The sequence below is a fragment of the Pseudoalteromonas sp. Z9A5 genome, assembly GCF_011378875.1.
Taxonomy (GTDB): domain Bacteria; phylum Pseudomonadota; class Gammaproteobacteria; order Enterobacterales; family Alteromonadaceae; genus Pseudoalteromonas.
This window is the reverse complement of record NZ_WTLC01000022.1, coordinates 1-12836: the sequence shown is the minus strand read 5'-3', so window position 1 is coordinate 12836 and position 12836 is coordinate 1. Positions and strand designations below refer to the sequence as shown.

Below are 12836 nucleotides of genomic sequence, written 5' to 3'. Positions count from 1 at the left end.
TAGAACAAAAAAATGCCACCTTACGGTGGCATTTACACACGGGGTTATTTCTACTTATAGAAATCCTTTTACTTTTTATTAGTTTTTTAATGTTGTTTTATTAACAAAAAATATGCATCCAAAGGTAGCATTTAGCGCTATTGGTAGCAACAGTAAAAGGGAAAGTTCATATATCTGCCATATTAATGTAATAAAAAAGTGTGGATAAATGGATAAATCAATGACAAGCACGAAGTAATTTCGTGCTTGAGTGAGCTTTTAATTATATTTTAATGCAGACGTATTTCTCTTCTAAATACTCATCAAGCCCTTGATGCCCGCCTTCGCGCCCTAAACCTGATTGCTTAACACCACCAAACGGCGCCACAGGATTTGATATAACGCCTTCATTTACGCCAATCATACCAAATTCAAGCCCTTCACTAATACGGTAAATCTGCTTTATATCTTGGCTATAAAAATAGGCTGCTAAACCATAAGGTACATCGTTAGCAAGTGCGAGAACTTCACGCTCTTCATCAAAAGGAATAACCGTTAACACTGGACCAAATACTTCTTCATGATAAATGTCCATTTCGGTCGTCACGTTATTTACAATTAGAGGGTTTTGAAAGCTCCCACCTAAATCGCTGTTATCACCGATAAGTGTCGCGCCTTTATCAAGTGCATCTTGCACTAGTTGTTGCACTTTATCTTTAGCTTTAGGGTAAATAAGCGGACCTATATCAACATCATCTTCTAATCCATTCGCTACTTTTAACGCCGTTACTTTAGGTGTGATTTTTGAGAGTACTTCATCGAGAATATTACGCTGTATAAAAATACGATTTGCAGCAACGCAGGCCTGTCCACTGTTTCTAAACTTAGCCGCCATCAACCCTTCAATTGCTTCATCTAGGTTTGCGTTGTCAAAGATAATAAAAGGAGCATTACCACCAAGTTCCATTGAGGTACGTTTAATAGTATCTGCACATTGTGATAGTAACTGCTTACCTACTCCAGTAGAGCCGGTAAATGTAAATTTACGAACAACCTCTGAATCGGTCAGCATTTTGCCTACTGTTTTGGCATCCTGTGATACTAATACGTTAAATGCACCTTTAACAAAACCGGCTTGATCGGCTAGATAAGCAAGTGCGATAGCACAAAGTGGTGTGTGCTCAGAAGGTTTTAGTATAAAGCTACAGCCCGCAGCGTAAGCTGGTGCTACTTTTCGAGTAACCATAGCAACAGGGAAGTTCCACGGTGTTATGCCTGCTACAACACCTACTGGCTGCTTAAAACTAGTTAAACGATGGGAGTTATCTGTTGGGGGAATAACATCACCGTAACTACGCTTTGCTTCTTCTGCAAACCATTTTATAAAACCGGCACCGTAATCTATTTCGCCCAATGACTCTTTAAGTGGCTTGCCTTGCTCTTTAGTCATAAGTTCAGCAAGTGTTTGCTTATGCTTTATAACAAGCTCGTACCAGCGCATTAGTGTTTCACTTCGCTCGGTTGCGTTGGTTTTTTTTAGTTTAACAAAAGCACCTTGGGCAGCATTAATTGCATTATTTACGCCCTGCTCGTCGATATCACTTACATCAACTATGCTTTTTTCGGTAGCGGGATCGTTAACGCTAAAGTGCGTATTCGTTTTATAAAATTCACCGTTAATAAATGAGTCTGAGAAAGTTAAATTATTCAAAATAGATCTCCTAAAGGCTGCGTATAAAAATTACAGGTACGTTTTAATTTAGTAACAAGCGAGGTGTAAAACCTCACCTACATCAACGCATACACCAAGCTTGTAGGTGCGAATTTATTTCGCGCTTATGTAACTTGGTTTTAATGCTGCTTTAATAAAAACATAGCAAGATATAAAACCTCACCTACATCAGCACATACACCAAACTTGTAGGTGCGAATTTACTTCGCGCTCATGTAACTTGGCTTTAATGCCGCTTTAATAAAAACAAAGCGAGGTATAAAACCTCACCTACATCAGCACATACACCAAACCTGTAGGTGCGAATTTATTTCGCGCTCATGTAACTGCTTTAATAAAAACAAAGCGAGGTGCAAACCTCACCTACATCAGCACATACACCAAACCTGTAGGTGCGAATTTATTTTGCGCTCATGTAACTTGGCTTTAATGCCGCTTTAGTAAACAAAGCGAGGTATAAAACTTCACCTACATCAATACATACACCAAACCCGTAGGTGCGAATTTATTTCGCGCTCATGTAACTGCTTTAATGCTGCTTTAATAAAAACAAAGCGAGGTGTAAAACCTCACCTACATCAGCGCATACACCAAACCTGTAGGTGCGAATTTATTTCGCGCTCATATAACTGCTTAAATTCAGCTTTAATGCGGCTTTAATAAAAACATAGCAAGATATAAAACCTCACCTACATCAGCACATACACCAAACCTGTAGGTGCGATTTTATATGGCGCTCATGTAATTTGGTTTTGATGTCGCTTTAATGCCGCTTTAAAAAAAACATAGCGAGGTGTAAAACCTCACCTACATCAATACATACACCAAACTTGTAGGTGCGAATTTACTTCGCGATCATGTAACTGCCTTAATTCAGCTCTAATGCTGCTTTAATAAAAACAAAGCGAGGTATAAAACCTCACCTACATCAGCACATACGCCAAACTTGTAGGTGCGAATTTATTTCGCGCTCATGTAACTGCCTTAATTCAGCTCTAATGTAGCTTTAATAAAAACAAAGCGAGGTATAAAACCTCACCTACATCATCAATACAAACAAAAAAGCCGCTGTATCAAACAGCGGCTTTTAAAAATAAATCGTTAAAAACTAGTGCTCTTCATTAACGATATTGAGATTGTACTTAGGTATTTCAACCACTAAGTCTTCATCTCTTATGATTGCTTGGCAACCAAGACGCGATTCTGGCTCTAAGCCCCATGCTTTATCCAGCATGTCATCTTCTAGCTCGTCACTTTCTTGTAGTGAATCAAATCCTTCACGAATTACTAAGTGGCATGTAGTACACGCACATGATTTTTCACACGCATGCGCAATACTAATACCGTTTTTAAGTGCAGCATCAAGCACTGTTTGACCACTTGGCGCTTCAATTGCGGCGCCGTCAGGACACAATTCAGGATGTGGAAGAAAAACAATTTGTGGCATTCTAATCTCTCTTAAATGTTGTCTACTGACTGCCCTGTAAGGGCTTTTTTAATTGATGCATCCATTCTGCGCGATGCAAAGTCGCTACTCGCATTATCGACTTTTTCGATAGCTGCTTTTATTTCGTTTGGCTCTTGAGCATTTTCGCGCACTTTTACAAGCTCTGCAATTTCTGCTCTTAAATTAGCTAACTGCATTTCATCAAGTAATGCTCCATCGGTTGCAAGTGACGCGTTCAGCGCCTCTATAACTCGAAGTGCTTCTACTTGTTGCTCTTTAAGCATACGTGCTTGCATATCGCCTTTGGCATTGCTCATCGACTCTTTTAGCATATTTGCAACTTGGTCGTCAGATAAACCAAACGAAGGTTTAACCTGAATTTCAGCTTGCACACCTGTTGATTTTTCCATTGCAGATACACTTAATAAACCATCTGCATCTACTTTAAAGGTCACACGAATATGCGCAGCACCTGCCGCCATTGGTGGAATACCTTTTAAGCTAAATTTAGCAAGCGATCGACAATCATCAACAAGCTCACGTTCGCCTTGCAGTACATGCAACGACATTGCCGTTTGACCATCTTTAAATGTAGTAAATTCTTGCGCGCGTGCCACTGGAATAGTGGTATTGCGAGGAATGATTTTTTCAACCAAACCGCCCATAGTTTCAAGGCCAAGCGACAATGGTAAAACATCAAGTAACAACATGTCAGAATCAGGCTTATTGCCAATTAACACATCAGCTTGAAGCGCTGCACCAAGTGCTACAACACGATCGGGATCGATTGAAGTAAGTGGCTCTTTATCAAAAAAACTTTTTACTTGGCTACGTACAAGTGGCATACGGGTTGAGCCGCCTACCATAATAACTTGCAGTACTTCGTCGTTTTCTATACCAGCATCTTTTACAGCACGACGACAAGAACGAAGTGTTTTTTTAACCAGTGGTATAGCTAACTCTTCAAACTTTTCGCGCGTTACTTCAACCGTGTACTTTTGATCGTCAAACTCAAGACCCACATTTACTTTTGCGTATTGGCTAAGTGCTTCTTTACATGCTTTAGCTTTATTTATAAATAAACGTAAAACTGAAGGAGATAAACCGGTAACACCTGTTTCTTGCTTAAGGTAATCAACTAACAAAGAATCAAAATCGTCGCCGCCTAAGCTTGAGTCTCCACCTGTTGCAAGCACTTCAAACACACCTTGGTGTAAGCGCAGTACTGATATATCAAACGTACCACCACCTAAGTCATAAACAGCAATGATACCTTCCTGACCTGAATCTAAGCCGTAAGCTACAGCCGCTGCTGTTGGCTCGTTTAATAAACGCAGTACATTAATACCTGCTAATTCAGCAGCATCTTTGGTGCTTTGGCGCTGTGCGTCATCAAAGTATGCAGGTACTGTGATTACAGCACCTAAAATTTCTTGGTTACCAAAGCTTTTTTCAGCTCGCGCTTTTAATGCACCTAAAATATGGCTAGATGCTTTAATTGGGCTAATTTTGCCAGCTGCAGTTTCAATAGCTAATGCGCCATTGTATTGGCAAAAATCATACGGTAATTGACCATAGCTCTGCTCTATTTCGGCTTGAGTTTTACCCAAAAAGCGTTTAACCGAAATTAGTGTATTAGCAGGATCTTGCGTTGCAGCTTGTACAGCTTCTGCACCAATAGTAATACCACCTGCTTGATAACGAACAACCGACGGTAACATAGACTCGCCAAACTCATCTGTTAGCGTGCGTGCTTCGCCACTTTGCACAGTAGCTACCAATGAATTAGTTGTACCAAGGTCAATACCTATCGCTAATTTATGTTCGTGTGGTGCCGCGCTCTGCCCCGGCTCAGCAATTTGCAATAATGCCATAATGCTCTTTAAACTCGTGTTGCTCGCTTTGCAGCAAGTAATTAATCGTCAAATAAACTGTCTTCAATGCGTTCAAGTTCGTCACGTAATTTGTAAACAAATTTTAGTTTACGAATATTATCGGCAGCGAGTTGGTACTGCTGCTCATCGTTGCTTGCTAATTGCTCTGCAAGTTGTGCACTGTATTGTTCATTGAGTTGTTTGATTTGTTTTTCAAAATTAGCAATCGCTGTATCAGGGTCATTCGCTGATTCAAGCTCTTCTAACTCTTCGCGAAGTTCCATCTGTTGCATTAAGAACATAGGATCTTGCAAGGTTTGCTGCTCAGCACGAATATCAACACCTAACTCACTTAGCATATATTCAGCACGCTTTACTGGGTGCTTTAATATTTGTAGTGCGTCATTAATTTCAGCAGCACTTTGTACAGCCATTAACTTATCGCGACTACTCGCGTTTGCATGTCTGTCTGGATGCACAGTACGCTGTAGCTCTAAATAGTGTTTGTTGATCGTTACTAAATCAATATTGTAGTCAACTGGTATTGCAAATAACTCAAAATAGCGCATAACTTCAACCAATAAAATTCAGAAATTAATTTCAAAAATAACAAAGCCCTACAATTACTGGCAGGGCTTATTTATACCCAAGTAACTTAGGTATGAGAAACACATTTAAGCTTAAACGGTAAAGCTTTCGCCACAACCACATTCGTCAGCTTGATTAGGGTTTCTAAATTTAAACCCTTCATTCAAGCCTTCTTTGGTGTAGTCGAGCTCTGTGCCGTCGATGTAAACTAAGCTTTTAGCGTCAACAATTAATGTAACGCCTTTAGCTGCAAAAGTTTCATCGTCTTCGTTTAAATCGTCAACAAACTCAAGTACATAAGCAAGACCTGAACAGCCCGTCGTTTTAATGCCAACGCGCAGGCCTAAACCTTTACCGCGGTTTGCTAAAAATGATTGTACACGGTTTGCTGCCGCATCTGTCAATGTCACTGCCATGAGAGTCTCTTACTTCGCTTGTTTACTTTTATAGTCTGCAATTGCTGCTTGAATTGCGTCTTCTGCTAAAATTGAACAGTGAATTTTCACTGGTGGTAATTCTAGCTCTGCACTGATATCAGTGTTTTTAATTGTCGCAGCTTCGTCTAGCGTCTTACCTTTAACCCACTCTGTTACAAGTGAAGATGAAGCAATTGCACTGCCACAACCGTAGGTTTTGAATTTTGCATCTTCAATAACGCCTTCGGCAGATACTTTAATTTGCAATTTCATTACGTCACCACATGCTGGTGCGCCTACCATACCCGTTGCCACTGACGGATCGTTCTTATCTAGAGTACCTACGTTACGTGGGTTTTCTACGTGGTCGATTACTTTATCACTATAAGCCATTATTCTATCCTCATTACCTGCTAGGGTATGTGCTCACACTATTAGTGGTGAGCCCATTCAACTGAATCTAAATCAATACCTTCTTGATGCATCTCCCAAAGTGGAGACATTTCACGTAGGCGACCGATAGAGTTTTTCATTAATTCGACGGTGTAATCAATCTCTTCTTCGGTAGTAAAGCGACCAATACTAAAACGAATTGAGCTATGCGCTAATTCGTCGTTACGGCCAAGTGCACGTAATACATAAGAAGGCTCTAAGCTTGCAGATGTACAGGCTGAACCTGACGATACTGCAATGTCTTTTACTGCCATAAGTAACGACTCACCTTCAACAAAGTTAAAGCTGATGTTTACAATACCTGGTACTGATTGGTCTTGCGTGCCGTTAAAGTATACTTCGTCCATATCAGCCATAATACCGTCGATTAAACGATTACGTAATGCGCTGATGTGTGCGTGATCTTTTTCGAAATCTTGCTTAGCAATTTTAAACGCGGTACCCATACCTACTAATTGGTGAGTAGCTAAAGTACCAGAGCGCATACCACGTTCATGACCGCCACCGTGCATTTGCGCTTCAAGGCGAGCACGTGGTTTACGACGAACGTAAAGTGCACCAACACCTTTAGGACCATACACTTTATGTGCTGAGAACGACATAAAATCAACTTTAAGCTGTTGCATGTCGATTAATACTTTACCTGCGCTTTGTGCTGCATCTACGTGGAACATAATCTTACGTTCGCGACACATTTCACCAATAGTTGCGATGTCTTGAATTACACCTAGCTCGTTATTAACGTGCATGATGCTTACAAGTACTGTGTCGTCACGCATTGTGTCGGCAAGTTTTTGTAAATCAAGTAAGCCGTTTTCTTCAACGTCCATGTAAGTTACTTCAAAACCTTGGCGCTCAAGCTCACGACATGTGTCGATTACTGCTTTATGCTCAGTTTTAGCGGTAATAACGTGCTTACCTTTCTTTTTGTAAAACTGTGCTGCACCTTTAATAGCAAGGTTATTTGATTCAGTTGCACCCGAGGTGAAAACAATTTCACGTGGGTCTGCATTAATTAAATCAGCAATATCTGTACGCGCCTGATCAACAGCTTCTTCTGCTTGCCAACCGAAACGGTGTGAACGTGACGCAGGATTACCAAACTTACCGTCCATTGTTAGGCATTGCATCATTTCTTTAGCAACACGTTCATCAACAGGCGTAGTCGCTGCGTAATCTAAATAAATCGGTAACTTCATTTCTCTCTCCGCTGCAGGTCAACCTAAAGTTGACAGCTTACTTGAATGTTTTCCAACTGCTTAATTGCATTATTAATACTATTATCTTGGCGTGATGCAATTTCTTTCACATCAGATTTTTCCACCAATTCAGCAAGGGTAATATTATTTAAAAATTCTTCTATTCGAGCACTTAAATCTGACCACAAATTATGTGTTAAACAGCGCATGCCACTTTGGCAACCAGTGTCGGCGCCTTGGCAACGTGTTGCATCTACCGACTCGTCCACTGCGCTAATTATATCACCGACAGAAATAACGTTTGTTTCTCGTCCGAGTAAATAACCACCACCAGGACCGCGAACAGAACTTACTAGTCCATTTTTACGTAGGCGGGCAAATAATTGTTCAAGGTAAGACAAAGAAATTTCTTGTCGCTGTGAAATATCAGCAAGGGCTACAGGACCTACGCCTGTGTGCAGTGCAACATCAAGCATAGCTGTAACGGCATATCTGCCTTTTGATGTTAACTTCATAATGCCCCCTGCACTTGAGAGTGCAAATTTTAATTACCAGAGTAAATTAGTCAAGTATTATCACTTGATAAAAATTTGATTTAGAAACTCTTAATTTAAAAATTAGAATTAACAAATTTTTAATACTTGACCTCTTTGGTCAAGTATTACAGCTATTGTAATTACCTGAGTATTTTAGTCAAGTATTAGCTAGTTATTTAACCACTGGTTTTTATAACTAATAGCTATACCTAAGTTGCTATAGTTTAATTACTTAGGTATAGACTTATTAATTGAAGTAAGGATGCCGCGTAAAATATTCATTTCAGCATCTTCAGGGCGAGCACGGTTAAACAAACGACGTAATTTAGTCATCACAATACCGGGGTGCTGTTTAACTATAAAACCCGTTTTAAATAACGTGTCTTCAAGATGATCGTAAAATAACTCAGTTTGTTTTGAGCTTGGGTAAACAGTATCGTCTTCTTCAGTCGCTTTGGGCTGTTGATTCAAAAATGCCATACGTGTTTCATAACACAACGTTTGTACTGCCATTGCTAAGTTTAGCGAACTGTACTCTGGATTTGCAGGAATACACACATGGTAATTACAAAGTTGTAACTCATCATTGCTTAAACCACTATTTTCACGACCAAACACAAGTGCTACAGGACCATTTACCGCTTCAGCCACTAGTTTTTCACCACATTCACGTGGCTCAACCATAGGCCAAGAAAGCGTACGCGAACGAGCACTAGTGCCTATTGTTAATGCACAATCTGCAATCGCATCTGCAACGGTATCTACAATTACAACATTACCTAAAACATCACTTGCGCCGGCAGCTAAAGCGCTCGCTTGGCTGTCAATTTCACATGCAGGATCTACTAAATAAAGTTTTGATAAACCCATTGTTTTCATGGCGCGTGCCGCCGAACCAATATTACCAGAGTGCGAGGTGTTAACTAAAACAACGCGAATATCATCTAAGATCATTGCTGTGCTACTTATCTATAAGCCAAAAAATTGCGCGAATTCTAACATGAAAACTCTCTAAGATCCTATATTCTAAAACCTAGATCCTTAAATCAAACACTAATAAAGCGAGATATACCGCTTCTTGGGGAGGAGTAATACTTGGGTTAAAAAATGAAGGGGGATGCTATTTTATTATTGTGTGATGTTTACGTTTCTGATTCTTATCTTTGTTTTTGCTAGTTCGTTTTTAATTTATATAAAAGGAATTATTAAATTGAGATTATTCGTTATATCCCTCTCTTGTATTAGTTTGCTTATTTCTTTATTCAATACACTATTTATTCATTATGCTTTATTAAAAATAAGGTATTAATCAATGAATCTATCAAAAGTCGTTTTTGTCACTACCATTGCGCTATTTATTTGTGCCTGCTCGGATGATGGAAATGAAGGCACACAGCCTAAGTCAATTGCATCCACTTCTGAGTCCGCTACTGTTACGCCTGAAAAATCAAAAAAAGCCGACAGTTATGTGGTCAACAATAAAATGATAGCCGCAATCAAAACGCATGACTTCGGTGTTTTTCGTCGTGCCTATGAAAAAACAGATAATAAGAACTTTTTTATTATTGATGAAGACGGTACAGATATCTATTATTTATTTATGTTTATGGGAGTTGATGATTCTCGGTATTTTGATTTGATTCTTGAGCATTCAAACCCAAATATAGTTGATAAGCTTGACGGTATAACTCCTCTTTTTAGAGCAGCCTTTCATTACCAATTGGATAAAGCTAAAAAACTTATTGAAAAAGGCGCGAACGTTAATTATGTTTCACAAACAAAAACTTACTATACCCACAATGCAAAGGGGGTTACACCTTTGCATATAACTGCAAGTAATTCATGCTACCAATTAACTAAGTTGTTCTTGGCGCATGGAGCAAATAAACAAGTGATAACTGAAGAGGGTCTCACCCCTTATGACATTGCAATAAACAGCTCAAATCCTGCAATGGCTAAACTGCTTAGTTTTTAAGCTTAGCTGTAGCGCAGAGATAAAATAGATTAAAAAGCTTAAACGGTTAGAGTTTATTATTAATGCTGGTTTAGATATTTCAGATACAGCTATGGGAACTAGTGAGTATCTTGAAAAGTATAGAGCAGAAATGCTTGCTCAGTGTAGAGGCGATATAACCTGTGACGTTTATATACGGGGTCAATATCAAAAACTCAGTGTTGACTGAATGTTCGGTAATTTAGGTAATACCTCAACGGGCAAGCTTTTTTAATGAATATATTTCAAAGATATGCTCCAAAAGAAGTTTGTGATTACTTAGAGTTTTGCACAAAAATTGTAAATAAGAAAAGCCAAGTAACTGTGTAATATTGTTTTAGTGGCTTTGCTGTAAATAGAAAAATATAACTGAGACAGATTTGTGCTCTCACAGACAATTCTGTCGCTGCAAGCGACTATGTTTATAGCGATATTTAAACCATTGCTGCTTTTACATAAACATCAAATCTGTTTTTCTTTGTTTTTATTTGCATACTCGGCGTTTTATCATTTAAAAACGGGGCGTAATCGGGGCGCTTTACAACGACACGTTTGCTAGCAAGTGGATAGGCAAATTCCAGTAAGTCGTCAGCGTCGTTATCGGCGCCCACTAACTCTTGAAATACGCGCATTTCTTTTTTAACTAAGGCTGATTTTTCGCGGTGCGGAAACATAGGGTCTAAATACACAACATCAGGCATGCTCTCGCATTGTGCTAATAATGTGTGGCTTGAGCCAAAAACTAAGCTCATGTTTTCTTTCATCCATAAGCCAATTTCGGTATCGCTATAAGCACGCTGTAAGCCATCATATAATAGCGCAGCTACAACTGGGTGGCGCTCATGCAATATAACTTTGCACCCAAGTGATGCAAGTACAAAACCGTCACGCCCAAGGCCAGCAGTTGCATCTAGCACGACCGGAGTTGCACCTTTGTTTAACCCTACAGCTTTAGCAATTGCTTGCCCTTTACCACCGCCAAACTTGCGTCTGTGAGCAGCAGCACCAGTTACAAAATCTACGCTAATTGCGCCTAATTTTGGCTCGTCGGTTTTATATAAACTAAGTCCTTTATCGTCGTAATGTAAGCTAAAGCCATTACTATGTTGCGCCCATTGGGCTAAACCAAAGCGTGTTTCTAGCTCATTTAAATAAGGGCGTAACTCTTTAAAAGCACACTGAATAACCACAATAAACTCCGACGATAAAATACCTTCGCAGTATATCAACCAGTACTCTTTAAAGCACTAAAATAGCTCTATATCGTTAGTATGAATAACATTAGACTCCACAGTAATTTCCGCTTTACTGCGTAAATTAGCTAAAAGCTCGTTGCGACTTTCGGTAATATGCTTTAATTGATATTTAATAAATGCTAAATCACTATTAGCCGAGGTAAATAGCTGCATAGTTTGATCAAGTTGCGACATATACAAATCTAAATCTGCGGTGTTAGTTATTTCACTTTGCAATTTAATAGCACAATCGAGCTCATGTAGTTGCTCTATAAACTGCTTAGTGGTGTTATTTTGTATTACATTTTGGCTATTTAATTGCTTTGTAATATCTTGAAGTGCAGTGCTCACTTGAGAAGCTTGTTCGTAACCACTTTCGTCTCTTTCCATACTAACGACTTTTTCGTTGGTAACGTTTAAAATATGTGGGAATAAATCTTTATAGTGTCCGTACAATAAGTGGTTATCAACTGGCATATTTTTTATTAGCAGTGATATTTTAGGGTAATTTATAATTGTGCTATTACCAATATCAACAAATCGCTCGGCATGTCTATGTTGCTCTAATAGCTCTTGCTCTAAAGGGCATACACCGCTTTGCTGGCTATAAAAAATACCTTTGTTTTTGTACCAAAAAACCACAGCAATATCTAAATCAAAAGGCTTAAAAAAAGCTAAAAAATGTTCACTCAATGTTTGAAAATTATTTGAATGATAGCTCTGCCCGACATAGCGCATTATTCGCCCCATATCACCCGATTCAGTCATTGCCATTTCGGCTGTTTTATTTGCTTTCTCTATATCGAATTTTAGTCTTACGCATTGCTGACGGTACTCATATAGCACTTTTATTCGTGCCATTAGCTCCTCAGCATTAAAAGGTTTAGTTATATAATCACTGGCGCCTACACTATAACCTTTTACGCGATCAGCAAGCTCAACTTTAGAAGATAAAAACATAACAGGAATATCTTTAGTTGACTCATTTTCTTTAATTATTTGGCACACTTCATATCCTGATTTACCTGGCATTTCTATATCGAGCAAAATAATATCTGGATTGTATTTGTTGGTAAGCCTTAGTCCTTCATCACCATCTTTAGCATGTATAATTTCACAAAACCCCGCTAGAGATTCTTCAATAATATGATGGACGTATTTGTCATCATCTATCGCTAATACCAACTTTGCCATGCCTTAGTCCATTTTAATAGGTGTATTAAGAGCATAGTACGGCAGGTTAAAATTACTAGATAATAATTAAAAAACAATAAAAAAGCGCCATAGAGGCTAACACCGATCAGTTAAGGTATTTTTGATCGGTTGACCGATCTTTTGGTTGCTTCACAATACCCTTATCATCTTTTGATTATGAGGGTATTTT

Annotated in this window: 12 protein-coding genes; 1 reads left to right on the top strand and 11 read right to left on the bottom strand. The window is 38.9% G+C overall.

All coding sequences use genetic code 11. The features are described 5' to 3' along the window. Nucleotides 1-262: 262 nt before the first annotated feature. The 9 genes from GQR56_RS12435 to trmJ all read right to left on the bottom strand — a co-directional run bounded on the left by GQR56_RS12435 (nt 263) and on the right by trmJ (nt 9178). Nucleotides 263-1690, bottom strand: coding sequence for an NAD-dependent succinate-semialdehyde dehydrogenase (locus tag GQR56_RS12435; protein ID WP_166111901.1), 1428 nt, complete (start codon nt 1688-1690; stop codon nt 263-265). Between the two features lie 1129 nt (nt 1691-2819). Beyond that, entirely contained in the window at nt 2820-3158 is a 339-nt protein-coding gene (fdx, locus tag GQR56_RS12430; RefSeq protein ID WP_024610528.1) for an ISC system 2Fe-2S type ferredoxin, read from the bottom strand. An 11-nt stretch (nt 3159-3169) separates the two neighbouring features. Next, the gene (hscA, locus tag GQR56_RS12425; protein ID WP_166111898.1) at nt 3170-5032 is read right to left on the bottom strand and encodes a Fe-S protein assembly chaperone HscA; all 1863 of its coding nucleotides are present in this window, start codon (nt 5030-5032) and stop codon (nt 3170-3172) included. Nucleotides 5033-5073: 41 nt separating this feature from the next. Then, nucleotides 5074-5601: a co-chaperone HscB gene (gene hscB, locus GQR56_RS12420; protein WP_024612843.1), complete on the bottom strand. Its 528-nt coding sequence runs from the start codon at nt 5599-5601 to the stop codon at nt 5074-5076. Nucleotides 5602-5712: 111 nt separating this feature from the next. Continuing rightward, nucleotides 5713-6036: an iron-sulfur cluster assembly protein IscA gene (gene iscA / locus GQR56_RS12415; RefSeq protein WP_007377674.1), complete on the bottom strand. Its 324-nt coding sequence runs from the start codon at nt 6034-6036 to the stop codon at nt 5713-5715. A 9-nt stretch (nt 6037-6045) separates the two neighbouring features. After that, nucleotides 6046-6429 carry a Fe-S cluster assembly scaffold IscU gene (gene iscU / locus GQR56_RS12410; protein WP_007377675.1) on the bottom strand — a complete coding sequence of 128 codons (384 nt, stop codon included), beginning with the start codon at nt 6427-6429 and terminating at the stop codon, nt 6046-6048. A gap of 41 nt (nt 6430-6470) precedes the next feature. Further along, a complete protein-coding gene (locus tag GQR56_RS12405) occupies nt 6471-7688 on the bottom strand; it encodes an IscS subfamily cysteine desulfurase (protein ID WP_024612844.1) in 1218 nt (405 codons plus the stop codon). Between the two features lie 23 nt (nt 7689-7711). After that, nucleotides 7712-8203 carry a Fe-S cluster assembly transcriptional regulator IscR gene (gene iscR / locus GQR56_RS12400; protein ID WP_024612845.1) on the bottom strand — a complete coding sequence of 164 codons (492 nt, stop codon included), beginning with the start codon at nt 8201-8203 and terminating at the stop codon, nt 7712-7714. Between the two features lie 249 nt (nt 8204-8452). Continuing rightward, entirely contained in the window at nt 8453-9178 is a 726-nt protein-coding gene (trmJ, locus tag GQR56_RS12395; RefSeq protein WP_166111895.1) for a tRNA (cytosine(32)/uridine(32)-2'-O)-methyltransferase TrmJ, read from the bottom strand. A gap of 358 nt (nt 9179-9536) precedes the next feature. Between trmJ and GQR56_RS12390 the strand changes: the two genes are divergently transcribed. After that, nucleotides 9537-10199, top strand: a complete 663-nt coding sequence (locus tag GQR56_RS12390) for an ankyrin repeat domain-containing protein (RefSeq protein ID WP_166111892.1) — start codon at nt 9537-9539, stop codon at nt 10197-10199. 452 nt (nt 10200-10651) lie between these two features. On the opposite strand, the gene GQR56_RS12385 is transcribed toward GQR56_RS12390, so the two are convergent. Together GQR56_RS12385 and GQR56_RS12380 are read right to left on the bottom strand one after the other, a co-directional pair. Beyond that, a complete protein-coding gene (locus tag GQR56_RS12385; RefSeq protein WP_024612848.1) occupies nt 10652-11407 on the bottom strand; it encodes a class I SAM-dependent methyltransferase in 756 nt (251 codons plus the stop codon). A gap of 57 nt (nt 11408-11464) precedes the next feature. After that, nucleotides 11465-12646 carry a response regulator gene (locus GQR56_RS12380; protein ID WP_166111889.1) on the bottom strand — a complete coding sequence of 394 codons (1182 nt, stop codon included), beginning with the start codon at nt 12644-12646 and terminating at the stop codon, nt 11465-11467. Between the last annotated feature and the right edge of the window lie 190 nt (nt 12647-12836).

Excerpts from the sequence above, each read along its gene's own strand:
- GQR56_RS12380 (WP_166111889.1), bottom strand. The coding sequence starts at position 12,646 with ATGGCAAAGTTGGTATTAGCGATAGATGATGACAAATACGTCCATCAT.
- trmJ (WP_166111895.1), bottom strand. The coding sequence starts at position 9,178 with ATGATCTTAGATGATATTCGCGTTGTTTTAGTTAACACCTCGCACTCT.
- hscA (WP_166111898.1), bottom strand. The coding sequence starts at position 5,032 with ATGGCATTATTGCAAATTGCTGAGCCGGGGCAGAGCGCGGCACCACAC.
- fdx (WP_024610528.1), bottom strand. The coding sequence starts at position 3,158 with ATGCCACAAATTGTTTTTCTTCCACATCCTGAATTGTGTCCTGACGGC.
- GQR56_RS12390 (WP_166111892.1), top strand. The coding sequence starts at position 9,537 with ATGAATCTATCAAAAGTCGTTTTTGTCACTACCATTGCGCTATTTATT.
- hscB (WP_024612843.1), bottom strand. The coding sequence starts at position 5,601 with ATGCGCTATTTTGAGTTATTTGCAATACCAGTTGACTACAATATTGAT.
- GQR56_RS12405 (WP_024612844.1), bottom strand. The coding sequence starts at position 7,688 with ATGAAGTTACCGATTTATTTAGATTACGCAGCGACTACGCCTGTTGAT.
- iscA (WP_007377674.1), bottom strand. The coding sequence starts at position 6,036 with ATGGCAGTGACATTGACAGATGCGGCAGCAAACCGTGTACAATCATTT.
- iscU (WP_007377675.1), bottom strand. The coding sequence starts at position 6,429 with ATGGCTTATAGTGATAAAGTAATCGACCACGTAGAAAACCCACGTAAC.
- iscR (WP_024612845.1), bottom strand. The coding sequence starts at position 8,203 with ATGAAGTTAACATCAAAAGGCAGATATGCCGTTACAGCTATGCTTGAT.